The sequence below is a fragment of the Methylocella sp. genome (genome assembly GCF_041905455.1).
Taxonomy (GTDB): domain Bacteria; phylum Pseudomonadota; class Alphaproteobacteria; order Rhizobiales; family Beijerinckiaceae; genus Methylocapsa.
In genome coordinates this window covers 17,115-40,737 of the sequence record NZ_JAYRLA010000009.1, presented here as the reverse complement: position 1 = coordinate 40,737, position 23,623 = coordinate 17,115, and the positions used below count along the sequence as shown (strand labels likewise).

The following is a 23,623-nucleotide window of genomic DNA, read 5'->3' as shown; positions in this document are numbered from 1 at the left end:
CCATGACCAAGCGAAGGGAGCGCGACAGCTTCGGCGAGATCGAGGTTCCCGCCGATCGCCTGTGGGGCGCGCAGACGGAGCGCTCGCGCGTCTTCTTCGCCATCGGCGACCACAGGATGCCGGTCGAGGTCGTCCACGCCCTCGCGCTCGTCAAGCGCGCGGCGGCCGAGGTCAACGAGAGGGCCGGGCTTTTGAGGCCCGACCTCGCGCGGGCCATCGAGGCGGCGGCGCGCGAAGTCGAGGAAGGGCGGCTCGACGGCGAATTCCCGCTCTCGGTCTGGCAGACCGGCTCGGGGACGCAGACCAACATGAACGTCAACGAGGTCGTCGCCAACCGCGCCAATCAGGCGCTGGGCGGCGAGCTCGGCGCGAAATCGCCGGTCCATCCCAACGACCACGTCAACATGGGGCAGTCGTCGAACGACAGCTTCCCGACCGCGATGCACATCGCCTCGGCGCGCGAGCTGAAGGAGCGGCTGCTTCCCTCGCTCGAGAGGTTCAGGTCTGCGCTCGAGGCGAAGGCGCGGGGCTTCGCCTCCATCGTCAAGATCGGGCGCACACATCTGCAGGATGCGACGCCGGTCTCTCTCGGCCAGGAGTTCTCGGGCTACGCCGCGCAGATCGGCTACGCCATGGAGCGGATCGAGGCGACGCTGCCGGGCCTCTACCGCCTCGCGCAGGGCGGCACCGCCGTCGGCACCGGGCTCAACGCGGCGCCGGGCTTCGGCGAGGCCATGGCCGAGCGCATCGCCGGCGCGACCGGCCTGCCTTTCATCTCGGCGCCCAACAAATTCGAGGCGCTGGCGAGCCATGACGCGCTCGTGTTCGCGCATGGCGCGCTCAACGCGCTCGCCGTCTCGCTGTACAAGATCGCCTCCGACATCAGACTCGCCGGCAGCGGCCCGCGCTCGGGACTCGGCGAGCTCGTCCTGCCGGAGAACGAGCCCGGCTCCTCGATCATGCCCGGCAAGGTCAATCCGACCCAGGTCGAGGCGATGACCATGGTCTGCGCGCGGGTGTTCGGCAATGAGGCGACGATCGCCTTTTCCGGCTCGCAGGGCCATTTCGAGCTCAACGTCATGAAGCCGGTGATCGTCGCGGCGTTTCTGGAGAGCGCGCGGCTGCTCGCCGACGCGTGCGACAGCTTCAGGGCGCATTGCCTCGAAGGGCTCAAGGCCGACGAGGCGCGCATCGCCGACCTCCTGCGCCGCTCGCTGATGCTCGTCACCGCCCTCGCGCCGAAGATCGGCTACGACGCGGCGGCGCGCATCGCCAAGGCCGCGCATCACAAGGGCACGACGCTGCGCGAGGAGGCGCTGGCGTCCGGCCTCGTCGACGCCGCCGCCTATGACGCGCTCGTGCGCCCGGAGCTGATGCTCGGCGAAGAGGCGCGCTGACCCCGGCCTCAGGCGTCAGTTCGGCAGCCAGCCCATCGCCACGGCGAGCAGCAGGAAAACGCCGAGCACGGCCCGGTAGACGATGAACGGCCACGTCGAGAAGCGCTCGAGGATGCGCAGCAGGCCCCAGATCGCGGCGAAGGCCGAGATCGAGGCGACGACGAGGCCAACGAACAGCACCGACCAGCCGTGCGCGTCGAGCCCCGACTTGTGCAGGGCCCAGAGCTCGTGCAGGCCGGCCGCGGCGATCGCCGGCAGTCCGAGCAGGAACGAGAACCGCGCCGCCTCCTCGCGCTTGAAGTCGCGGAACAGGGCGGCCGTCAGCGTCGAGCCGGAGCGCGAGACGCCCGGAATCAGGGCGCCGACCTGCGCGAGCCCGACGATCATGGCGTCGGTCAGCGTGCCCTGCTCCACCGTGCGCTTGGGGCGCGCGTAATATTCGGCGAGCACGAACAGGATCGACATGATGATGCAGGACCAGCCGATCACGTTGAGCGTGCGCAGCGGCGAGCCGCAGGCGTTGAGCAGCGGGGCGAGCAGCACGCCGGCGACGACGATCGGCAAGGTCGCGAGCACGATCCAGACGGCGAAGCGAAAGTCCCAGTTCGTAAAGTCGCGCCGCGTCACGGCTTCGATCGAGCCCATGACGAGGCCGCGCACGTCCTTCCAGAAATAGCTGACGACGGCGGCGAGCGCCGCCGTCTGCATCGCCGCCGAAAAGGCCGAGCCCGGGTCCGGCCAGCCGAGGAACGCCGGCACGACGCGCATATGCGCGGTCGAGGAGATCGGCATGAGCTCGGTGATCCCCTGGACGACGCCGAGCGCCGCCGCGCGGGCGTAGCCGAGCGCCACGAAGCCTGTGTCGAGCCCTTGCGTGCAGGCTGAAGCCATGAACGTGTCCTTGTCGTGTGCGGGTCGCGGTTTGTCGGCGCGCGGAGGCGGCCGGCTGTCTTGTTCCAGTTTCCACAGGCAAGATCAACGCCGCCGCCGCGCGGCCGGCCGTCGCGCGGTTTTCATGGCGCCGGGCGTTTTTCGGCGAAACGGGCTTAAGCGCGCGGCGCGAACATGCGACATGACGAGCATCGGAGGAGGAAGATGCGCGCCTGTCCGGGTTTGACGCTGGCCTGCGCCGCCGCGCTCGCGCTTGTCGCGGCCGGTCCGGCGCGAAGCGGCGTGCGGCTGCTCGCGCCGGGCGAGGAGATGGCGCCGCTCGACGCCTTCCGCTTCTCGCGTCCCGGCGCGCCCGGGTCCGACAAGGCGCCGCAGCTTGCGCCGGTGCGCGTCGCCGCCGAGGGCGAGGCCGGCGCCCTTGAACGCCTGACGCCGCGCGCCGCGCCCATCGAGATTGTCGAGCCGTCGCAGAACCCCGATCTCGTCGTCGACATTGCCGCCCGCCTCGTGCGTGCGCGCGGGGAAATCATCGCCCGCGACGTCGGCGCGGACGAGGTCGCCGCCGTCGTCGACCGCTTCGCGCTCGGCGAGGCGCTGCCGCGCGCCTTCGCGCAGCGCTCCCTGCCCGTGCGCGTGACCGGCTCCGGGACGCGCCACGGATCGGAGGCGGCGCAGATCGAGGTTTCGGGCGTCGCGGGGCGCGCGCTGGTGCTGTTCTCCGTCTCGGGCGAGGGCGTCGTGCGCGAGCTCTATCCGCTGGGGGGCGAGCCCCGCGTCGTCGCCGAGCCGACCTTTCGCGCGAGCTTCGGCGCCCGCCCGCCCTATGGCGCCGACCTCATCGTCGCCGTCGCCGCCGCGGCGCCCATGCCGGCGCTCGAGGACGGCGTGCGCGAGCTCGCCGGCCGGCCGGCCGCCGGCCAGGTCCTGCAGCTTCTAGCTCTCGCGACGCCGCCCGACGCCCGGATCGGCGCCGTCGTCGTCCCCGGCGCGCCTTGAAAGCGCGACGCGCGCGGCCTCGTTGGCGGCGTCGATCGCCGACTGCTTCGCCCGGCGCGCCCGCGTGCGCATCATCGAGGCGTTGAGCTCGCCGCCGGCGAGGAAGATCGACGAGACGATGTAAAGAAACACCAGCGCGATCATCACCGAGGCGAGGCCGGCGTAGGTCGAGACGTAGTTGCGCGCGAATTCGGCGAGATAGGAGCCGAACAGCGCGCCCGCCGCCACCCAGACGACGAAGGTGAAGATGATCCCCGGCGCGACGTCGCGCAGCCGGCGCTGGCCGGCCGGCAGGAACTTGTGCACGACGAGAAGGGCGAGCAGCAGCACGAGCGTCGCGACGCCGAAGCGGCTCAGCGTCACGAGCCGGTCGATCGATTCAAGATGCGGCGCATAGCGCAGGGCGATGTTCCAGACGAGCGGCGCGACGACGACCGACAGGGTGAGGGTGAGCAGGGCCACCGCGCCGATAAGCACATAGGCGATCGATTCGAGACGCAGCACGTACCATGGGCGCGTCTCGGGCACGGTGTAGGCGCGATTGAGGCCGATGCGCAGCGCCTCGACGCCGCTCGAGGAGAAATACACGGAGAGCACGCCGCCGATGGTGAGCAGGCCCCCTCGCGTATGGGTCAGAACGTTGTGCACCTCCGCCGCGACGGGCGCGGCGACCCGTTCCGGCCACGCCTGGAACAGAAGCTTCACCGCCTCGTCGGCGAGCCCCTCCGTGCCGAAGAAGCCCGCGAGCGCGGTGACGAAGATGAGGAACGGGAACATCGAGGTGAGGATGGAGAGGGCGATATGGCTCGAGATCGCCCAGCCGTCGTCCTCCACGAACTTCATGGCCGCTTCGTAGAGGGTTTTCGCCGTAGCCCACATCGGCCCCGATCTCCCGACGAACGCGACGCGCCCGTCAACACGCCCGCGGCCGGGCGGCCTTGCGCCGCCCGCGCCTGTCGTTCTAGATTCGTTCGCCTCGCCGCGAGTCGCCGCGCCCGGCGCGAATGTCGAAGACCGTCCCGAGGGCTCTCCCGCAAGGGATTTTCCCGAAAGGGTTTATCTCATGAGTCCGCAAGGACCCGCCACAGCGCCCTTCTTGGACCGCCTCGCCGCTTCGCTCAATGCCCCGGCCGGAGCGAGCGCGCAAATTCTCCTCGGGCTCGGCCTCGCCGTTTTCGTCTTCGCGCTGATCGCGCTGCTGCGCTTTTTCCGGCGCGGGCCGGGGCCGCGGCGCCTCGAGCAGGGCCTTTCCGCGCTCGCGCGCCAGAACGCCGAACTTTCCGGGCGGATGCGGGCGCTCGCCGAAAGCGTCGATCAGCGCCAGTCCGACCTCGCCCGCTTCGTCGCCGCTCGCCTCGACGCGGTCGGCTCGCGCGTCGGCGCCGACGTCGAAGCCTCCGGCCGCGCGTCGGAGCAGCAGCTCGCCATGCTCAACGAGCGCCTCGCCGTCATCGACGCGGCGCAGGCGCGCCTCACGCGCCTGTCCCAGGAGGTCGTCGGCCTCAAGGAGATTCTCGGAAACAAGCAGGCGCGCGGCGCCTTCGGCCAGGGACGCATGGAGGCGATCGTGCGCGACGCCCTGCCCGCCTCCGCCTACGCCTTCCAGCACAGGCTGTCGAACGGGACGCGGCCGGACTGCGTCATCCGCCTGCCGGGCGATCCGCGGCTCCTCGTCGTCGACGCGAAATTTCCGCTCGAGGCGTTCAACGCGCTCAAGGCCGCGGGCGACGCCGAGGCGCGCCGCCACGCCGCCGCAAGAGCGCGGAGCGATCTCGGCAAGCATGTCCGCGACATCGCCGAACGCTACCTCCCGTGCGAGGAGACGCAGGACCTCGCGCTGATGTTCGTGCCCTCCGAATCGCTTTACGCCGACATCGCCGAGCATTTCGAGGACGTGACGCAGAAGGCGCACCGCCATCGCGTGCTGATCGTCTCGCCGACGCTGCTCGCCATGGCGATGCAGCTGATGCAGGCGATCGCCCGCGACGCGCGCGTGCGCGAGGAGGCGCAGGCGATCCAGAGCGAGACGCGCCGCCTCGTCGAGGACCTCGCCCGGCTGCGCGACGGCGCGCGCCGGCTCGACGCGCATTTCAACGCGGCGCGGCAGGACCTCGCGCAAATCCTCTCCGGCGCCGAGCGCGCCGCGCGCGCCGGCGAGCGGATCGACGAGCTGGAGTTCCCCCCGCCCGCGTTGAAGGCCGCCGAATGAGCGCCCCGCGCGTCACTTCCCTTTGGGCTGCCAGAAGCCGATCATCGCTCCGGTCGGATCCTTGATCATGGCCATGGTCCCCATGTCCGCCACCGGCGTCACGTCGACGCAGACCTGCGCGCCGAGCTCCTTCGCCTTCGCCGTCGTCGCGACGACGTCGTCGACGAGGACATAAGGAGTCCACGCTGCAGGCGCGCCCTCGGCCGGCGTCTTCATCATGCCTCCTCCCGTCCCCTCCCCGACGTCGACAAGCGTGTAAGTGAAGCCCGGGGCCATCTCCCGATCGGACAGCTCCCATGAAAGAAGGGCCTTGTAGAAGGCCTTGGCCGCGTCGACGTCGCCCGTCGACAGCTCAACATGCACAAAAGGATTGCCCATGAGTCCTCTCCTTGACGCCCGCGGCGCCCGCTCCGCGCGAGCGCCCGCCGTCTTCTCTCCACGCCCGGGCCGGCTCCAGTCATGCGGCTGACGCCTTCGAGGCCGCCGGCCGGCGCCTCCTATTATCTAATCCTCGTCTGCGCCACTTTTCTGATGGCCTCGAGCTTCATCGCGGGAAAAGTCCTGCTCGCCCTCGGGGTTCCCGCCTTCCTTCTCGTCGGCGCGCGCTTCGTCGTCGCCGCGGGCGCGGCCGCCGCGACGCTGTACGCGACGACCGACGGCTTTCGCGCGGCCCTTTTCCCGCGCCGGCTCGAGGCCGTCGACTGGCTGACGGTCGCCGCCATCGGCGCGCTGCAGACCTCGATGGCGATGGGGCTCCTGTTCTGGGCCATGGAGACGATCGCGCCGCCGACTGCGGCCATTCTCCTGTTCACCAATCCGCTGTGGGTGGCGCTCGTCGGCCATGCGCTGCTCGGCGAGCGCCTGTCAGGGCTGCGCCTCGCCGGCCTCGCGCTCGGGATCGCCGGCGTCGCGCTGGCGCTCGGCGGCGGCTTCACGCTCAGCGGCGAGGCGCTCAAGGGCGAGGCGCTCGGCCTCTTCGCCGGCATGTCATGGGCGGGCGCGACGCTCCTCAACAAACGGGCGCGGCTGCCGATGGAGACCTGGGCGCTGACCACCTGGCAGATGGGAATCGGAGCGTTCGCCCTGCTCGCCGTCGCCTTCGCGCGGGGAGAACGCTGGCCCGCGGACTTTCCTCTTTCAGGCTGGGGCTGGTTCGCCTTCCTCGCCATTCCGGGCTCGACGGCCTCGTTCGGCCTGTGGTTCCTGGCGCTGACGAAGGGCGGAGCGACGCGCTCGAGCGGCTATCTGTTCCTCGCGCCCCTGTTCACCGTCGCGCTCTCGGCGCTCATGCTCGGCTCGCATATCGCGCCGGCGCAGCTGCTCGGCGGCGCGCTGATCGGCGCCGGCGTGTTCATGATCAACCGCGTCCCGAAGGAGGGTTAGAAAGCCGTCCTCGCGCGCATCGCCGCGGCGAGCGTGCCCTCGTCGAGATAGTCGAGCTCGCCGCCGACCGGAACGCCGTGGGCGAGCCGCGTCATCCTGACGTTGAACCCCGCAAGCAGGTCGGTGACGTAATGCGCCGTCGTCTGTCCGTCCATGGTGGCGTTGACGGCGAGGATCACCTCCTCGACGCCGCCCTGCGCGACGCGCTCGACGAGGCTCGCGAGGTTGAGGTCCCTGGGGCCGATCCCGTCGAGCGGCGAAAGCACGCCGCCAAGGACATGGTAGCGTCCGGCGACGGCCCTGGCCCGTTCGAGCGCCCAGAGGTCGCCGACCGTCTCGACCACGACGAGCGCGCGCGGATCGCGCCGCTCGTCGCGGCAGATGGCGCAGGGATCGCAGCTGTCGATATTGCCGCAGACCGAGCAGGTGACGATCGTCTCGCGCGCGACGCGCATGGCGTCGGCGAGCGGCGCGAGCAGCTCATCGCGCCGGCGCATCAAATGCAGCGCGGCGCGGCGCGCCGAGCGCGGCCCGAGGCCCGGCAGGCGGGCGAGAAGCTGGATCAGACGCTCGATCTCGGCGCCGCAAATGCGCTCGGCCATTCAGTCCGGGCTCAGAACGGCAGCTTCACGCCGGGCGGCAGCGAAAGCCCGGCGGTCAGCCCCTGCATCTTCTCCTCCATCAGCCGCTCGGCCTTGCGCCGCGCGTCCTCATGCGCGGTGACGATGAGGTCCTCGAGGATCTGGCGCTCGTCGGGATTCAGCAGCGAAGGATCGATCGCGACGTCGCGCAGATTGCCCTTCGCGCTCATCGTCACGCGCACCATGCCGCCGCCGGACTGGCCCTCGACGTCGAGCCGCTCGAATTCGGCCTGCATCGCCTGAATCTTCTCCTGCATGGCTTGCGCCTGCTTCATCAGGCCCAGCATGTCGCGCATGACCAGTCTCCTTCCCCTGTCGCGTCCGGGCGGCGCGAAGCTCGGTCCCGCCGCCGCGCCGCAAATCACCTCAAAAATCGGGCTCGCCGTCGATCTCGTCGGGAAAGCCGACGTCGTCCTCCATGGCGCCCGCGCCGGAGGCGGCCGACGGCTCGCGCTCCTCCTTCGGACGCACCGTGATCTCGGCGCCCGGAAACAGCTCGAGCGCCCGGCGCACCGCGGGATCGGCCATCACGCCCTCCATCTCCCGCGCGGCCTGCGCGTCGGCCCGCTCCTTCAGCGTCGCCGACCCATCCTCCCTCGACACGGCGACGATCCAGCGCCGTCCCGTCCACTCTTGCAGGCGTCGCGTCAAAGTCTGCGCGAGCTGCGGCGAGGCGTCCGGCCCGGGCGCGAACTCGATCGAGCCTTCTTCGAAACGCACCAGCCGGACGTCGCGTTCGAGCGCCAGCTTGAGCTGAATGTCGCGGCGCGCGGCGGCGAGCGCGACGACCTCCTCGAATCGCGCGAGGCGCGGAGCGTCGTCAGGCGCGGAAGCCGGCGCGGGCGGCGCGACAATTGGACGCGCATGGGACGCCTGCGCCGCCAGCGCAGCCCCCTGCGCACGCGCTCCTTCCGACGGTCCGGCGTCCCGGGCCGGCGCGGGACGCGGCGACGCGGCGCCCGAGCCGAGGCGGCGCAGCGTCTCCTCCGGGGTCGGCAGGTCGGCGGCGTAGGCGAGCCGCACCAGCGCCATGTCGGCGGCGGCGAGCGGGCGCGGCGACTCGCGCACCTCCGCGAGGCCCTTCGAGAGAAGCTGCCACGCCCGCGTCAGCACCGCCATCGAAAGCGCCTGCGCGAGCTCAACGCCGCGACGGCGCTCCACCGGCGTCACAGAGGCGTCCTCGGCGGCCGAAGGGACGATCTTGATGCGTGTGACGAGATGGGCGAACTCGGCGAGCTCGAGCACGATCGCGGCGGGATCCGCGCCGTCGTCGTAAAGCGCCTTCAGCGAAGCGAGCGCCGGCGCGATGCGCCCGCCCATGACGTCCTCGAACAGATCGACGACGCGGCCGCGGTCGGCGATCCCGAGCATGGCGCGCGCCGACTCGGCGCTCACCTCGACGCCGCCGCCCGATTCGCCGCCGCCATGGGCGATCGCCTGGTCGAGCAGCGAGAGCGCGTCGCGCACCGAGCCTTCGGCGGCGCGCGCGAGGACGGCGAGCGCCTCCTCCTCGGCGAAGACATTTTCGCTGGCGCAGATCGAGGCGAGATGGGCGGCGAGCGCGCCCGGCTCGACGCGGCGCAGGTCGAAACGCTGGCAGCGCGAGCGCACGGTGACCGGAACCTTTTCGACCTCGGTCGTCGCGAACAGGAACTTGACGTGGTCCGGCGGCTCCTCGAGCGTCTTCAGCAGCGCGTTGAAGGCGCTCTTCGAGAGCATGTGCACTTCGTCGATGATATAGACCTTGAAGCGCGCCATCACCGGGCTGTAGCGCGCGCCCTCGATGATCTCGCGCACGTCGTCGACGCCGGTGTGGGAGGCGGCGTCCATCTCGACGACGTCGACATGGCGCGACTCCATGATCGCCTGGCAATGGACGCCGGGCGGGTCGAGCTCGATGGTCGGGCGCGAGACGGCGGGAAAGCCGTCCTTCGCCTCGCGCTCGAAATTGAAGGCGCGGGCGAGGATGCGCGCGGTCGTCGTCTTGCCGACGCCGCGCACCCCGGTCAGGAGATAGGCCTGATGGACGCGTCCGAGCGCGAAGGCGTTCGACAGGGTGCGCACCATCGCCTCCTGCCCGATCAGATCCTCGAAACGGGCGGGACGATATTTGCGGGCGAGGACGCGGTAAGGCGCGCCGACCTCGTCGGCGGGACGCGGCGCCTTTGCGGGAGCCGCAGGACTGTCGGCGTCCGCCGCGGCGGAGCGGACGTCGTCGCGGGGATCGTCCATCTGGGGCTCTGGCTTGAGGTCCGTCGCCGGATGAGGCTCGACCCGCTTGCCGGTCGGCGCGGCCGATCGGGTGGGAGGCTGGACAGAGACCCGCCCGGTCTCGTTAGGGCTGCTTCCTTCCGGACCTGACCCGGTTGGCGAGTGGTGCGTCCACCGCCAACCTCCCGGACCCTATATCGTCCCTCGCGCGCGCCGACGCAACCCTTTTGCGCGCCGCCATGCTTTCGACGAAACATCGCCCTACTCCCTTCGCAGGCCCAGTGAGGTTTTCCGCCCCATCGTTAAGAAACATGATAGAGCTTGCGTCCGCTGCGAAGGCCACGGCCGGGCGGACGGCGTGTCCTCGACGACGTATCCTCCCCTGGCGCCTCAGGGAAACATGATGCACGGAAGCGCGCCGCCACCATCCGTCAAAGCCGACCGGTCCTCGGCCGCCGGCTTCTCGGTCAACTCGCTCGACCGCATGTCAATGCGTCGGCACGACGTCGAATTCCTGCGCGGCCTGCAGGATTCGGAGGGCGCGCGCACGCTGGTGCTCGCCGGCGAATTTCCCGTCGTCAAGCGCCGCGGGGACGAATTCGACCCCTTCTTCACCCTGGCGGAGGCGGCCGAGCTCGGCGTCGTGCGCGAAACGGCGTTCCTTGGCTGCGACGAGTCGTCCGCCGTGTTCGCGAGCCTGATCGAAAGGCCGGACGACAGGCCGGCGGAGCCGCACATCGCCTTCCTCGACATAAGGTTGATCGCCACGCAGGGGCTGCTGCCGGCCTCGGTGATCGGCCCGCTGGGCGAGGCGAAGAGCCTCCTGTCCTGGCATGCGCGGCACCGCTTCTGCTCCAATTGCGGCGCGCCGACCCGTCCGCTCGCCGGGGGCTGGCGGCGCGGCTGCGGGGTCTGCGGCGCGCAGCATTTTCCGCGCACCGATCCGGCGGTGATCATGCTCGTCGTCGACGGCGACGACTGCCTGCTCGGACGCCAGGCCAATTTCGCGCCGAAGATGTTCTCCTGCCTCGCAGGCTTCATGGAGTCCGGCGAGACGATCGAGGACGCCGTGCGCCGCGAGGTCGCCGAGGAGGCGGGCGTCGCCGTCGGCCGGATCACCTATCTCGCCTCGCAGCCCTGGCCGTTCCCGAGCTCGCTGATGATCGGCTGCGTCGCGGAGGCGCTGACCCGCGAGCTCTCCTTCTGCGACCATGAGCTCGAGGACGCGCGCTGGTTCTCGCGCGAGGAGGTGCGGCTTATGCTGCTGCGCTCCCATCCCCATGGCCTCACCTGCCCGTCGAAGGTCGCGATCGCCAATCTGCTCATCTCAGCCTGGGCGGATGAAGCGACGCCATGACGGGCGAGGCCTCGCGCCGCGCGCTCGTCCTGTTTTCCGGCGGCCAGGATTCGACGACCTGCCTCGCCTATGCGCTCGATCGCTACGCGCATGTCGAGACGATCGGCTTCGACTACGGCCAGCGCCACGCCGTCGAGCTGGCCCAGCGCCCGTTGTTGCGCGAGAAGATCGCCGCCGCCTTTCCGCGCTGGGCGGCGCGGCTCGGCGAAGACCATCTCATCGGCCTCGCTGCGCTCGGCGAGATTTCGCAGACCGCGCTGACGCGCGAGGTTGACGTCGCCATGGCCGAGAACGGCCTGCCGAACACCTTCGTGCCCGGCCGCAACCTGATGTTCCTCGCCTTCGCCGGCGCCCTCGCCTATCGGCGCGGCCTGACGCGCATCGTCGCCGGCATGTGCGAGACGGATTTCTCCGGCTATCCCGATTGCCGCGACGACGCCGTCAAGGCGATGCAGCTCGCGCTCAACCTCGGCATGGAGGCGCGCTTCGTCGTCGAGACGCCGCTGATGCGGCTCGACAAGGCGCAGACATGGGCGCTCGCCGAAGACCTGGGCGGACCGGCGCTCGTCGAGATCATCGTCGAGCACAGCCACACCTGCTATCTCGGCGAGCGCGGCGAACGCCATGACTGGGGCTATGGCTGCGGCCGCTGCCCCGCCTGCGAGCTGCGCGAGAAGGGCTGGCGCGCCTGGCGCGGCGCGGGCGCGCTCACGCCGCCTGCGTCAGCCTCGCCTCGATGAGGTTCGCGCGCGCCGCCTCGGCCGCGCGCAGATGCTGCGGATCGCCGCCCTCGCGCAGCAGCGCGGCGGCGTCCTCGACATGGGCGAGCGCCTCGTCGAGCAGCGCCTCGTCGCGCCGGCGCGTCCAGATCAGGCCGAGCGCATAGGCGAGGTTGATCTCGATCCGGGCGACGTCGTCGGGGGCGAGGGCCTCGCGCGCCTTCAGGGCGTTGCGGTAGGAGTCGGCGGCGCGCCCGAGCAGCCCGCCGCCATAGTCGGGATTGGCCTTCGATTCATGCTCGCCGAGGGCGAGCAGGGAATCGCCGAGGCTCACGCTCGTCGCGGCGTATTGCGCCGGCTCGTTCTCCGCCGAACGCTCCTCGAGCGCGGACTGGAACGCCTCGACGGCGAGGGTCAGGGGCCCGCCATATTCGCCCTCGCGGCACTCCTGCTCGGCGAGGGCTTCGAGCGCGACGCCGAGGCTGTCCTGCAGCTGCGCCCACTCGCGCGGGGCGATGTCCCGGCGCAATTCGCCGAGCGCGGCCTGATAGGCCGCCACCGCCTCGCGCAGCTTGGTCACGTCGCCGGTGCGCGCGCCGATCATCGCCAGCACGTCGCCGAGGTTGCCTTGCGCGAGCGCCCACAGATCGGGCGCGGTCTCCCGCGTCCACGCCCTCAGCGCCGCGCGATAGGCGTCGGCCGCCGGCCGCAGGCGCTCGACGCCGCCGTCGTCCTGCTCGGCGAGAGTCTTCAGCGCCTCGCCGAGATTGTGCTGCGCCCGCGCCCATTCGAACGGAGCCGAGCGCTGCGTCCACTCCTCGAGCGCCGCCCTGTAGGAATGCACGGCGTCCTCGACGAGGTGGGGCTCCTCGGCCGCCAGCAGCGCGTCGCCCCGCTGCAGCTGCGTCTGCGCCCAGGCGTGCGGCGCGCGGGCGCGCGGGGCGAGCGACAGGGCCTTGTCGCAGACGGCGATCGCCGGCGCGATGCTGTCGCGCGCGCCCTTGACCGTCGCGTCGGCGACGAGCGCCCTCGCCTGCTCCATGCGCAGCCGCCACTCCCGCTCGGCCGCGGCCTCCTCGCCGATCTTCGCGACCAGAGTCGCGGCGGCGTCGAAATTCTCGGCGGCGCCGCGAAAGTCGAGCTTGATCTCGTCGATGACGCCGGCGGCGGCGAAGCGCTTCGCGTCGAACTCGACCTGCGCGCGGTCGGCCTCGCCGCGCGAAAGGCCCGCGCCCTCGCGCAGGATCGCGCGCGCCTCGGCGAAATCGCCGCGATCGACCGCCTCGAGCGCCGGCGGGCTCGTCTCGGCGAGGCGCGTGCGCAGCCTGGCGAGCGCGTCGACCGCTTGCGCAAGGCGCCCGTCGAGCTCCGGCGCGACGAGCCCCTCGGCGCGCAGCGCCGCCTCGATCGCCTCACGGCTCGCCGCCGTCACTCCGGCGCGTTCGGCCTCCGTCGGCGCAGCTTCCGCGCGCCAGGCGAAGCCGGGGCGCAGCAGCCGTCCCGCAGCCCAGAAGCTTGCAAGCAGCGCGCCGGCGCCGCCAAGGAGCAATGCGAGAAAATTCTGTCGCCCCGGCTCCGACAGGCTTCGCGTCGCCATGGCGAGGAATTCGACGCTGGACTCGAGCATGGCCGCGCTCCCGCTCAGGGCGCCCCGCCGAAGGGCGAGGGCGAGGGCGATGCGCGATCCTTGCCGCAGCGGGCTTAGGAAGCCGTGTCCCATTCCGCTCGAATGCGCGCGATCGGCTCGGCGCCGATCGGCGCTTCCCTTCGCGGCGCATTGCTGTATAAGGGCGACGCGCGAAATCGCGCTCCCCATCGACGCGACCCCGCTGGACGACATCCCGGCGCGGCTGCGCTTTGGACGCTCCGGGCCGCAAGCGGCCCAAGCTTCACCCCTTACGAAAGGCCTCACGATGTCGATCACGCCCGAGCGCAAGCAGGCGCTCCTCAAGGAATACGCCGTCAAGCCCAACGACACGGGCTCGCCCGAAGTGCAGGTCGCGATCCTGACCGAACGGATCTCCAACCTGACCGAGCACTTCAAGACCCACGTCAAGGACAACCACTCGCGGCGCGGGCTCCTGAAGCTCGTCTCGCAGCGCCGCCAGCTTCTCGACTACGTCAAGAAGCGCGACGAGCCCCGCTACAAGACGCTGATCGAGCGCCTCGGCATCCGCCGCTGAGCCTCTCCGGCGCGCCCGGAGCCTGAAGGGCGCGCCCACGCGGAGCGAAAAACGGCTCCGCGGCCAAGACGCGCCGCCGCGGCAGCGGCGGCGGACCTTCCGAAGGCGGGAGCGCGAGGCGTCGCGGCGCCCGCGCCAGGAGCGCGGCGGCATGCGGCCGCACGCTCCGCAAGGCGAAGCGCAAGGGCCATGGCAGGATCGCCGGGCGCTGGAAGCACAGCGCCTCGCCGTCTTGCTCTGGCCGCTGCTTCGCCTTTCACCTCATGAAAGACGCAGAAAGACCAAGCATGTTCGAAATCCATCGCGAAACCCTAGACTGGGCCGGCCGCACGCTGACCCTCGAGACCGGCCGCATCGCCCGCCAGGCGGACGGCGCCGTGCTCGCCACCTATGGCGAGACGACCGTTCTCGCGACCGTCGTGTCGGCGCGCGCGCCCAAGCCCGGCGTCGACTTCTTCCCGCTGACCGTCAATTATCAGGAGAAGGCGTTCGCCGCCGGCCGCATTCCCGGCGGCTATTTCAAGCGCGAAGGCCGCCCCTCCGAGAAGGAGACGCTGGTCTCCCGCCTGATCGATCGGCCGATCCGCCCCCTCTTCCCCGACGGCTACCGCAACGACACGCAGGTCGTCGTCACCGTGCTCTCGCATGACCTCGAGAACGATCCCGACATCCTCGCGATGGTCGCGACCTCGGCGGCGCTCACCCTGTCGGGCGTGCCCTTCATGGGTCCGGTCGGAGCGGCCCGCGTCGGCTACGTCGGCGGCGCGCTGAAGGTCAATCCGACCATCGACGAGCTCAAGGAGTCGGCGCTCGACCTCGTCGTCGCCGGCACCGGAGAGGCCGTGCTGATGGTCGAATCCGAGGCCAAGGAGCTGTCCGAGAGCCTGATGCTCGAGGCGGTGATGACCGGCCACCGCGGCTTCCAGCCGGTGATCGACGCGATCATCCGCCTCGCCGAGAAGGCGGCCAAGGAGCCGCGCGACCTCGCCCTCGCCGACAAGACCGCGGTCGAGGCCGCCGTGCGCGACGTCGCCGAAGCCGAGCTGCGCGACGCCTACAAGATCACCGCCAAGCAGGAGCGCTACAAGGCCGTCGACGCCGTCAAGGCGAAGGTCGCCGCGGCCCTGCTGCCCGAGGGCGGCGAGCCGCGCTTCACCAAGGAGCAGGTCGGCGAAGCCTTCCACGACCTGCAGGCCAAGGTCGTGCGCTGGAACATCCTCGACGACGGGATCCGCATCGACGGGCGCGACGTGAAGACGGTGCGTCCGATCCTCGCCGAGGTCGGCGTCCTGCCGCGCACCCACGGCTCGGCGCTGTTCACGCGCGGCGAGACGCAGGCCCTCGTCGTCGCGACGCTCGGCACCGGCGAGGACGAGCAGTTCATCGACAGCCTCGAAGGGACGTACAAGGAGCGCTTCCTGCTCCACTACAACTTCCCTCCCTACTCCGTCGGCGAGACCGGCCGCATGGGCTCGCCCGGCCGCCGCGAAATCGGCCACGGCAAGCTCGCCTGGCGCGCCATCCGCCCGATGCTGCCGACGGCGGCCGAGTTCCCCTACACGATCCGCATCGTGTCGGAGATCACCGAGTCGAACGGCTCGTCCTCGATGGCCACCGTCTGCGGCTCCTCGCTCGCGCTGATGGACGCGGGCGTGCCGCTGAAGCGCCCGACCGCCGGCATCGCCATGGGCCTCATCCTCGAGGGCGAGCGCTTCGCCGTCCTCTCCGACATTCTCGGCGACGAGGACCATCTCGGCGACATGGACTTCAAGGTCGCCGGGACGTCGGAAGGCGTGACCTCGCTGCAGATGGACATCAAGGTCGCCGGCATCACCGAGGAGATCATGCGCGTCGCCCTCAGCCAGGCGAAGGACGGCCGCTTGCACATCCTCGGCGAGATGGCCAAGGCGCTGACCGGCGCGCGCGCCGAGCTCGGCGAGTTCGCGCCGCGCATCGAGACGCTTAAGATCCCGACCGACAAGATCCGCGAGGTCATCGGCACGGGCGGCAAGGTCATCCGCGAGATCGTCGAGAAGACCGGGGCCAAGATCAACATCGAGGACGACGGCACGGTGAAGGTCGCCTCTTCGGACGGCGATTCGATCAAGGCCGCGATCAACTGGATCAAGTCGATCGCCAACGATCCGGAAGTCGGCCAGATCTACGAGGGCACGGTCGTCAAGGTCGTCGAGTTCGGCGCCTTCGTGAACTTCTTCGGCTCCAAGGACGGCCTCGTCCACATCTCGCAGCTCGCCAAGGGCCGCGTCGCCAAGACCGGCGACGTCGTCAAGGAAGGCGACAAGGTGAAAGTCAAGCTGCTCGGCTTCGACGACCGCGGCAAGGTGCGCCTGTCCATGCGCTACGTCGACCAGGCGACGGGCGAGGACCTCGAGGCGAAGGAGAAGGCCGAGCAGGCGCCCGCCGAGTAAGGCGCCGTCGTCGGTCGAGAAAGGCGAAAGGCGCTTTCCGAAGCGCCTTTTTCATGCGCGATCCTGTTGAGCCTGTCGCCCGGTGGATGAGCCGGACTGCGCGGCCGCGCCTTGCTGCGTCGCTGGTCATGGCGCCCGACCCGACGATCCTTCACGCGCAGGTTGTTCTGCACGTGCGAAACCCCCGCGACGCGCTCGGCGACGATCTCGGCGCGACGGCGCTGCTCGCGGTCGTCGGCCGCGCCCGTCAGGGCGATCTCGCCGCTGGCGACCGTCACTTCGATATCCTCGGCGTTGACGTAAGGGTCCCCGCCCAGCCGGTCGGACCCGAAGCCTTCGCGTTGCGAATTTCGCACGAACGTCAGGCGGTCGCCGCGCAACGCGCGGATTCGAGCAGCCGGAGATGCGTCTGCCGCAGCGCAAGGATCGCCGCGTCGAGGTCCCGGCGCTGACGCTCCAGAAAGCCGATCTGGGCGACGATCCGCTCCGGCGGCAGGGCGAGGTCCGCCCCGGGCGCGGCGGCGCCGGACGACGACAGCATGTCGGCGATCTCCGCCAGCGTGAAGCCGAGGCGCTTGCCTTTCAAAATCATCGCGAGATCGCGGCGCTCGCGCGCTCCGTAAAGACGCGTCCTGCCCCGGCGCGCCGGCCGCAGCAGGCCCTTGTCCTCGTAAAGGCGCAGGGCGCGCTCGCTCACCCCGAATTCGCGCGCCATGTCGGCGATCAGGACGACGGAGCCGCGCGCCGCGCGCCGCGCGCCGGCCGCTCTGTCGAACGACTCCCCGCGCGCTTCCTCCGCTTCGCCCGCCGCGTCAGGCGAACAGCCCGCGGCGTCGCGGTCCTCGCGCGTCAACGTTAAGTCCATGCAAGCCTCCGCCAGGATCAACGCGCCGGCCGACGCGCCGCCGCACGTCGAACGTCGCGCGGCAAGCTGGCCTCAAGCTGAAGGCAAGGTCGGCGATTTAAGTTTTTCTTCACGGCGAGGCCCGAATGCTGTCGGCCTGAACCATGGCCGGACCCGGCGGCAGGCTGTCGCGCCGGCGGCTCCCGCGCTTGAGCTCTCGCGCTTTTTGGCCTTGGATAAGCAAACGGCGGAGCCGCCCATGTCGCTTCATGAGATCCCTGCAGGATTTGCGCGCGCGGCGCCGCCGCAGACGCCCGCGCATGTCGAAAGCGGCGCGCCGCCGGACGAGCGCCTGAGGCTGGCGATGCGCGAGCTCGTCGAGAAGGCGCAGGCGCGCGCCGGGGTCGACGTCTCGCCGAGCCTCGCGGCGATGGCGGCGGTCCTCGCCGAGGCCGCCCGTCCGGGCGCGGCCGTCACGCCGCAGCCTGTTCGGCTCGGCTCCGGGCCGTCCGAAGCCGCTCTCGCCGCGACGCCGTCTCCCGCGGCTTCGCAACCTGTCGATCCGCTCGAGGAGCGGGTGCGCGCGCTGAAACGCGCGGCGCGTTCGGCGGCGCTCGTCGAGGCGAAGGCGCTGCGCGCGGCCCTGCGCGAGATCGACGGCGCGCTCGACGCCGGGCGGCGCGAGGCGTGCGCGAAGGCTGTCGCAGCGCTCGAGGCCGCGCTCGCCGCCAGAAAGACGCGGCCCGCCAGCACGATCGCCGCCGCTGGTCCCCGTCCTTCCTCGCCAGCGCGCCCGTCCGACCGGTTCGAGAGCGGCCTCGCCGCCGCCGCGCGCGAAATGAGCGCGCTGCGTGGCGACGTCGCGAGCCTCGCCCAGCTCATCGAATCGGGCGAGGCGCGCCGCGACCGCGACGCGGCCGAGCGGCGCGACGCCGACGAGCGGGGCTTAGCTGCGCGCACGCGCCGCCTCGAGGATGCGGACCGGGACACCGCATTCATGGCGGCGTTCGAGGCCGCCGCGCGGCGTCTTCTCGATCAGATCGAGAGGACGCGCGCCGCGCCTGTCGAGAGCCGCCGGGTCGAAGGCGCTGGCGAGCCCCCGCGCGCGGAAGCCAAAACGCGGCTCGAGGCGGCGCTGACCGCCGTACAAGGCTCGCTCGGCGAATTGTCGGAGCGCCTCGCCCGCATCGAGGCCGTCCCGGAGGAGGCGCGGGCGCGCGCCGGCCTCGCCGCGTCAGAGCTCGCGCTGTCGAACGAATCGGCGCGTTTCGCGCCGCCGTTCGAGGCGAAGCCGCGAGCGCCGCACGACGGCGACGCCGCGGCCGCCGACGACATCCTGCTCGAGCCGGGCTCCGGTTTTCCATTCCGGCCCGCGAAACCGTCAGTCGCCAGGCCCGATGAGCGGCCCTGCGTCGTCTATCCGGACGTCGTCGCGACGGCGCGGCGCGCGGCGCAGGAGCGCGCGCGCAAGGCGACGGCCAGACCGGGCGAGCGCGCGCGGCGGCGCTTCGGCGCGACGGCGTGGCTCGCAGGAGCCGCCGTCCTGTCGCTTGCGGCGGCGCTCCTCGCCCTCGGCGCGGCGGGCCGGACCGGCGTCGCCCTTCCGTCCGCGGCGCTCGTCCTGAATTACCTCGGCCTCGACGAGCACGAGCAGGCTCCCGCGCCCGAAGCGGCTCCGCCCGCCGATGCGCGCTCTCTAGCGCCGGACCCTCTAGCCGCCGCGCCGCCCGCTCCTGCGCCGCCGGCGCGCAAACCCATCACGACGCTGTTCGACGCGCCTTCCCTCACCGCGCGCGACTCCGCGCTGCGCGCCCTCGAGCAGGGTCCGCTCGGCGTCAACGAGGTCGGCCGGTGAGGCGCGCTCAGTCCGGCGCGCACAGAAGGCGCGGCACAGCATAGACGCCGGCGCGGCCGATGACATGGGCGATCGCCGGCGCAGCGCCGAACAGGGCGCAGAAGGCGGCGTCGCGGACGTTGAGGCCGCCGGCGAAGGCGCCGAACGCCGGCAGCACGCAACGCCCGCCGTCGCTGAGGAAACTGCGTCCGCGCACCGATCCGCCGCGGCCGACGACGCGCGCGGCGGGATGGAGATGGCCGGCGATCTCGCCCTCGCCCGCTCCAGGGCGCGGCTCGTGGCGGAACGTGACGGCGCCGATCAGTAGCTCCTGCGCCGCGTCGCCGCCAAGGCCCGCCGGCGGCGCGGGATCATGGTTGCCGGCGATCCAGAGCCAGTCGCGGCCGCGTTGCAGCGCGGCGAGGCTCGCGCGGTCGTCGGCGGCGAGGCGGGCCGCGCCATGCGGATCGTGAAAGGAATCGCCGAGCGCCACGACGCGGCGCGGACGATAGGCGGCGACGAGCCGCGCCAGGGCCGCAAGCGTCGCCCGCGTGTCGTAGGGCGGCAGGAAAACGCCGCGCGCGGCGAAGCTCGAGCCCTTCTCGAAGTGCAGATCGGCGACGGCGAGGAGCTTTTCGCGCGGCCAGTAGAGCGCGCCCGACGCGTCGGCGACGAACTCCTCGCCGCGGACCGTCAGTCTCGCCCGCCCCGAGCCGGTCGTCGCGGCTGACCGCATCCCTCGACAGCCTCCCGTTCATCGCGCCGGACGACGGAGCGCGCGCGCGGCCATCGCCGGCGCGGCCGGCGCATCGGCCATGACCTCGGCCACCAGCGCCGCGGCCGCCTCGGCCAGCGTCTCGTCCTGCGCCTCCCCATAGACCGTCTCGCGGCCGATTTCGAGCATGATCGGCACGGCGAGCGGCGAGACGCGGTCGAGCGCGCGGTGGACGATCCGGCCGCGCGCGCGCCGCAGGAGATCGGCGAGACGCTCGAGGTCGAGCAGGCCCGAGGCGGCGTCGGCGCGCGCCGCCTTGAGCAGGATGTGGTCCGGCTCGAAACGGCGCAGGACGTTGTAGATGAGGTCGGTCGAGATGCGCACCTGCCGCCCCGTCTTGCGCCGACCCAGGTGGTTGCGCTCGATGAGGCCGGAGACGATCGCGCAATTGCGGAAGGTGCGCTTCATCAGCGCCGATTCTTCCAGCCATTCCTCGAGGTCGTCGCCGAGCATGTCGTCGTTGAGGAGGTCGTCGAGGCGCGGCGCGCCGCGCGCGAAGGCGCTCGCAGGATCGCCCAGCGACCAGACGCAGAGCGCGTAATCATTGGCGACGAAGCCCTGCGGCTTCAGCCCCGCGCGCTCCATGCGCCGCGTCAGCAGCATGCCGAGCGTCGTGTGCGCGAGCCGGCCTTCGAACAGGTAAAGCGCGAGATAATGGCGCCCTCCCCGCGGAAAGCTCTCGACGAGCAGCCCGTCCGGCGGCGGCAGGCTGGAGCGCGCGCGCTGCAGGTCGAGCCATTCGGCGATCTGCCCGGGCAGCTCCCCCCATCCCTCCCGCCCGGCGATGAGGCGGCGCACGCGCATCGCGAGATGGGTGGAGAGCGGGAACTTGCCGCCGGCGTAGGAGGGCGCGAAAGGCCGGTCGGAGTCGGCGCGCGAGACGATCGCTTCATCTTCGACGACGGCTTCCAGACGCAGCACCTCGCCCGAGAAGAGGAAGGTGTCGCGCGGCGAGAGCATCTCGATGAAGGATTCCTCGACCTCGCCGAGCACGCGTCCGCCGCGCCGCAACGGGCCCTGGTAGCCCGAGGAGGGCTTGCCGCCGCCGGGCGCGAGGCGGACCTTCAGCATGTCGGCCTCGACGATCGCGCCGACGTTGAGCCGGTAGGTCTGCCCGACGCGCCCGTTCGCGACGCGCCACATTCCGTCGGCCGTCCTGCGGATTTTTGCGAAGCGCTCGTAGCTCTTCAGCGCGTAGCCGCCGGTCGCGACGAAGGCGAGCGCGGCGTCGAAGTTTTCGCGCGTCAGGTCGGCGTAAGGCGCGGCGCCGCGGACCTCTTCATGAAGCGCGTCGGCCGGGAACGGCTCGGCGCAGGCCATGCCGAGGATATGCTGGCACAAAACGTCGAGCGCGCCGGAGCGCGCGGGCGCCGTGTCCTGCGCCCCTTCGCGCGCGGCCTCGAGCGCGGCGCGGCATTCGAGCGCCTCGAAGCGGTTGGCCGGCACGAGGATCGCGCGCGAGGGCTCGTCGAGCCGATGGTTGGCGCGGCCGATCCGCTGCATGAGGCGGCTCGCGCCTTTCGGCGCGCCGACGTTGACGACGAGGTCGACGTCGCCCCAGTCGACGCCGAGGTCGAGCGTCGAGGTGCACACGACCGCCTTCAGCCGTCCGTCGGCCATCGCCGCCTCGACCTTGCGGCGCTGGGCGACGTCGAGCGAACCATGATGCAGGCCGATCGGCAGGCCGTCGTCGTTGCGCCGCCACAGCTCCTGAAAGACATATTCGGCCTGCGCGCGCGTGTTGACGAAGATCAGCGTCAGGCGCGCCGCCTTCACGGCCTCGTAGATCTCGGCGAAGGCGTGGCGCGCGCTGTGGCCCGCCCAGGGCAGCCGCTCGCGCGAGTCGAGGATCGTCAGGTCGGGCGCGGCCCCCGGCGGAGCGACGACGAGCGAGGCGAGCGGCGCCGGCCCGTTCTGATCGGCGAGCCAGCGGCGCAGTTCGTCCGGGTCGCGGACGGTCGCCGAAAGGCCGGTCGCCCGCAGCTCCGGCGCGAGACGGCGCAGCCGCGCGAGGCCGAGGGCGAGAAGGTCGCCGCGCTTGGTTCCGGCGATGGCGTGCAATTCGTCGAACAGGACGCGGCGCAGCCCGCTGAACAGGGTCCGCGCATCCTTGCCCGCGAGCAGCAGGGCGAGCTGCTCCGGCGTCGTGATGAGGATGTCCGGCGGGTCGCGGCGCTGGCGCTGGCGCCTGGCCGTCGAGGTGTCGCCGGTGCGCGTCTCGACGCGGATGTCGAGGCGCATGTCGGCGATCGGCGCCTCGAGGTTGCGATGGACGTCGACGGCGAGCGCCTTGAGCGGCGACACGTAGAGCGTGTGGAGCGCCTCGCCGCGCGCGCGCGGCGCGCGGCGCTCCGCGAGCTCGACGAGGCTCGGCAGAAAGCCGGCGAGCGTCTTGCCGGCCCCGGTCGGCGCGATGAGGAGCGCGTCCTCGCGCGCGGCGCGTCGAAGAAGCTCGAGCTGGTGCGCCCGCGGCGTCCAGCCGCGCGCCGAAAACCAGGCGAGAAAGCGCGGCGGCAGGGCGGGCGCGGTCACGCGCGCTCCAAGAGCAAATCCGGCATGGAACCCGGCTCCAGACGCCGGACTTCTCCGACATGCGCAATATGGGAACGGCGCAAAGACGTTTCGAGCGTCCGCCGCGCGCGGCGCGGTCTGGCGAACGAGCGCCAAGCGTCGCCGTTCACGTCGCCGTTCATGGCGGGTTCAGGCCGCCGCGCCTATATGCTGACCATGAGGATGCGCGAAACGCGCGACGCATTCAGGATCTTGAAGGGAGACGTCGGATGTTCGGCAGCTTGAAAAAAGGCGCGGCGGTCGCGCTCGCAGCCCTGACGCTGGCGACGCCCATCGCGACAAGCACGAGCGCGTCGGCGCAGGGGTGGCATGGCGGCTGGCATGGAGGCGGCTGGCACGGCGGCGGCTGGCGCGGTGGCGGCTGGCACGGCGGGGGCTGGGGTCCGCGTCCGGGTTGGGGACCGCGTCCGGGCTGGGGTCCGGGATGGCGCGGCGCCTATTGGGGCGGCGGCTGGGGTCCCGGCTGGGGCTACGGCGGCGGCTGGGCCGGCCCCGCGGCGGCCGGGCTCGTCGGCGGCCTCGCGCTAGGGACGCTCGCGGCCGGCGCGGCGCCGGGCTGGGGCGGCTGCGCTCTCAGGAACCAGCCGGTCTATGACCAATGGGGCCGCTTCCTCGGCTACCGCGCGGTGCGGATCTGCTACTAAGCCCTTGACTTTTCGTACGAACACACAAGGGCGTGGCTGATCGGCCACGCCTTTTTCGCGAGTGATTCGGACCCCTTGCTTTTTTGTTAAATTTTTGCGCGCCCCACGGAAACTTTGTTCGTCTGGCCGCGTTACAGGTGTGCTGCCGCACAACGCGGAGCGTCGGGTTGGAGCATCTTCAACGTCAGACGGCCCGAGGGGGGAGATAAGCGCATGTCGAAGTCACGCACCACGATCGGAACGCAGGCGCTGAAGGTCACCATGGCCGCTGTAGCGACGTCGTGCCTCGGCTTCGCAGTGATCGCGGCCCCGATGACGATGACTCCCAAAGCCAAGGTCGCGCAGGCCTCGGCGATGGTCGAGCATCGCAGCGCCTACACCCAGAATTACGCGCCGCTCGCGTCCGGTCCCGCTCTTCAGCTCAGCCGCGCCGCGGCGGGCGAGGACGAGGATTGCGTGCGCGTGACGCGCCTCGTCGGTCCCGACGGACGCATCTACGTCAGCCGCGGCCTGGTCTGCAACGACTGACGGCCGTCCAG

At 71.4% G+C, this 23,623-nt stretch carries 22 protein-coding genes and 1 other RNA gene; 11 read left to right on the top strand and 12 right to left on the bottom strand.

The window, feature by feature from the left end; genetic code table 11:
- Positions 1-2 precede the first annotated feature (2 nt).
- Positions 3-1,397, top strand: a complete 1,395-nt coding sequence (gene fumC, locus ACE3OG_RS09345) for a class II fumarate hydratase (RefSeq protein ID WP_374307910.1) — start codon at positions 3-5, stop codon at positions 1,395-1,397.
- 15 nt (positions 1,398-1,412) lie between these two features.
- Here the strand turns inward: fumC and ACE3OG_RS09340 are convergent, their stop codons facing one another.
- Positions 1,413-2,288 carry an undecaprenyl-diphosphate phosphatase gene (locus ACE3OG_RS09340; RefSeq protein ID WP_374307909.1) on the bottom strand — a complete coding sequence of 292 codons (876 nt, stop codon included), beginning with the start codon at positions 2,286-2,288 and terminating at the stop codon, positions 1,413-1,415.
- 204 nt (positions 2,289-2,492) lie between these two features.
- On the opposite strand from ACE3OG_RS09340, the gene ACE3OG_RS09335 reads away from it, so the two are divergent.
- The gene (locus ACE3OG_RS09335; protein WP_374307907.1) at positions 2,493-3,284 is read left to right on the top strand and encodes a hypothetical protein; all 792 of its coding nucleotides are present in this window, start codon (positions 2,493-2,495) and stop codon (positions 3,282-3,284) included.
- On the opposite strand, the gene ACE3OG_RS09330 is transcribed toward ACE3OG_RS09335, so the two are convergent.
- Positions 3,222-4,127 carry a YihY/virulence factor BrkB family protein gene (locus tag ACE3OG_RS09330; protein WP_374307905.1) on the bottom strand — a complete coding sequence of 302 codons (906 nt, stop codon included), beginning with the start codon at positions 4,125-4,127 and terminating at the stop codon, positions 3,222-3,224. The genes ACE3OG_RS09335 and ACE3OG_RS09330 overlap by 63 nt on opposite strands.
- A 253-nt stretch (positions 4,128-4,380) precedes the next feature.
- On the opposite strand from ACE3OG_RS09330, the gene ACE3OG_RS09325 reads away from it, so the two are divergent.
- A complete protein-coding gene (locus tag ACE3OG_RS09325; protein WP_374307904.1) occupies positions 4,381-5,493 on the top strand; it encodes a DNA recombination protein RmuC in 1,113 nt (370 codons plus the stop codon).
- 12 nt (positions 5,494-5,505) lie between these two features.
- Here ACE3OG_RS09325 and ACE3OG_RS09320 read toward each other — a convergent pair whose 3' ends face one another.
- The gene (locus tag ACE3OG_RS09320; protein ID WP_374307902.1) at positions 5,506-5,871 is read right to left on the bottom strand and encodes a VOC family protein; all 366 of its coding nucleotides are present in this window, start codon (positions 5,869-5,871) and stop codon (positions 5,506-5,508) included.
- 81 nt (positions 5,872-5,952) lie between these two features.
- Between ACE3OG_RS09320 and ACE3OG_RS09315 the strand changes: the two genes are divergently transcribed.
- A complete protein-coding gene (locus ACE3OG_RS09315; protein ID WP_374307901.1) occupies positions 5,953-6,876 on the top strand; it encodes a DMT family transporter in 924 nt (307 codons plus the stop codon).
- Here the strand turns inward: ACE3OG_RS09315 and recR are convergent.
- From recR to ffs, 4 genes are all read right to left on the bottom strand, one after another.
- A complete protein-coding gene (gene recR, locus ACE3OG_RS09310) occupies positions 6,873-7,478 on the bottom strand; it encodes a recombination mediator RecR (RefSeq protein WP_374307899.1) in 606 nt (201 codons plus the stop codon). The two genes, ACE3OG_RS09315 and recR, sit on opposite strands and share 4 nt — an antisense overlap.
- 11 nt (positions 7,479-7,489) lie before the next feature.
- The gene (locus ACE3OG_RS09305; protein WP_374307897.1) at positions 7,490-7,813 is read right to left on the bottom strand and encodes a YbaB/EbfC family nucleoid-associated protein; all 324 of its coding nucleotides are present in this window, start codon (positions 7,811-7,813) and stop codon (positions 7,490-7,492) included.
- 70 nt (positions 7,814-7,883) lie between these two features.
- Positions 7,884-9,749 (bottom strand): DNA polymerase III subunit gamma/tau, encoded by a 1,866-nt coding sequence (locus ACE3OG_RS09300; protein ID WP_374307895.1) that lies wholly within the window; start codon positions 9,747-9,749, stop codon positions 7,884-7,886.
- A 69-nt stretch (positions 9,750-9,818) separates the two neighbouring features.
- An RNA gene (gene ffs / locus ACE3OG_RS09295) (signal recognition particle sRNA small type) lies at positions 9,819-9,915 on the bottom strand.
- A gap of 213 nt (positions 9,916-10,128) precedes the next feature.
- On the opposite strand from ffs, the gene nudC reads away from it, so the two are divergent.
- A complete protein-coding gene (gene nudC, locus ACE3OG_RS09290) occupies positions 10,129-11,085 on the top strand; it encodes an NAD(+) diphosphatase (protein WP_374307892.1) in 957 nt (318 codons plus the stop codon).
- Positions 11,082-11,825: a 7-cyano-7-deazaguanine synthase QueC gene (queC, locus tag ACE3OG_RS09285; protein ID WP_374307891.1), complete on the top strand. Its 744-nt coding sequence runs from the start codon at positions 11,082-11,084 to the stop codon at positions 11,823-11,825. The genes nudC and queC overlap by 4 nt, the downstream gene beginning before the upstream one ends.
- On the opposite strand, the gene ACE3OG_RS09280 is transcribed toward queC, so the two are convergent.
- Positions 11,794-13,431 (bottom strand): hypothetical protein, encoded by a 1,638-nt coding sequence (locus ACE3OG_RS09280; protein WP_374307889.1) that lies wholly within the window; start codon positions 13,429-13,431, stop codon positions 11,794-11,796. The two genes, queC and ACE3OG_RS09280, sit on opposite strands and share 32 nt — an antisense overlap.
- Positions 13,432-13,717: 286 nt before the next feature.
- On the opposite strand from ACE3OG_RS09280, the gene rpsO reads away from it, so the two are divergent.
- Together rpsO and pnp are read left to right on the top strand one after the other, a co-directional pair.
- Entirely contained in the window at positions 13,718-13,987 is a 270-nt protein-coding gene (rpsO, locus tag ACE3OG_RS09275; protein ID WP_374307887.1) for a 30S ribosomal protein S15, read from the top strand.
- Positions 13,988-14,274: 287 nt separating this feature from the next.
- Complete coding sequence (gene pnp, locus ACE3OG_RS09270) at positions 14,275-16,416, top strand: polyribonucleotide nucleotidyltransferase (RefSeq protein WP_374307885.1); 2,142 nt, start codon at positions 14,275-14,277, stop codon at positions 16,414-16,416.
- Here pnp and ACE3OG_RS09265 read toward each other — a convergent pair.
- Both ACE3OG_RS09265 and ACE3OG_RS09260 read right to left on the bottom strand, forming a co-directional pair.
- On the bottom strand, positions 16,347-16,772 hold the full coding sequence (locus tag ACE3OG_RS09265) for a BON domain-containing protein (RefSeq protein ID WP_374307883.1): 426 nt from the start codon (positions 16,770-16,772) through the stop codon (positions 16,347-16,349). The two genes, pnp and ACE3OG_RS09265, sit on opposite strands and share 70 nt — an antisense overlap.
- A 5-nt stretch (positions 16,773-16,777) precedes the next feature.
- Entirely contained in the window at positions 16,778-17,281 is a 504-nt protein-coding gene (locus tag ACE3OG_RS09260; RefSeq protein ID WP_374307881.1) for a MerR family transcriptional regulator, read from the bottom strand.
- 238 nt (positions 17,282-17,519) lie between these two features.
- Here ACE3OG_RS09260 and ACE3OG_RS09255 point away from each other — a divergent pair, with 238 nt between their 5' ends.
- Positions 17,520-19,115 carry a hypothetical protein gene (locus ACE3OG_RS09255; protein ID WP_374307879.1) on the top strand — a complete coding sequence of 532 codons (1,596 nt, stop codon included), beginning with the start codon at positions 17,520-17,522 and terminating at the stop codon, positions 19,113-19,115.
- Between the two features lie 7 nt (positions 19,116-19,122).
- Here the strand turns inward: ACE3OG_RS09255 and pdeM are convergent, their stop codons facing one another.
- Positions 19,123-19,830 (bottom strand): ligase-associated DNA damage response endonuclease PdeM, encoded by a 708-nt coding sequence (gene pdeM, locus ACE3OG_RS09250; protein ID WP_374307877.1) that lies wholly within the window; start codon positions 19,828-19,830, stop codon positions 19,123-19,125.
- Between the two features lie 18 nt (positions 19,831-19,848).
- Positions 19,849-22,401, bottom strand: a complete 2,553-nt coding sequence (locus ACE3OG_RS09245; RefSeq protein WP_374307875.1) for a ligase-associated DNA damage response DEXH box helicase — start codon at positions 22,399-22,401, stop codon at positions 19,849-19,851.
- Between the two features lie 248 nt (positions 22,402-22,649).
- On the opposite strand from ACE3OG_RS09245, the gene ACE3OG_RS09240 reads away from it, so the two are divergent.
- Together ACE3OG_RS09240 and ACE3OG_RS09235 are read left to right on the top strand one after the other, a co-directional pair.
- A complete protein-coding gene (locus ACE3OG_RS09240; RefSeq protein WP_374307873.1) occupies positions 22,650-23,084 on the top strand; it encodes a hypothetical protein in 435 nt (144 codons plus the stop codon).
- Positions 23,085-23,297: 213 nt separating this feature from the next.
- Positions 23,298-23,612: a hypothetical protein gene (locus ACE3OG_RS09235; RefSeq protein WP_374307871.1), complete on the top strand. Its 315-nt coding sequence runs from the start codon at positions 23,298-23,300 to the stop codon at positions 23,610-23,612.
- The last annotated feature ends 11 nt before the right edge of the window (positions 23,613-23,623 follow it).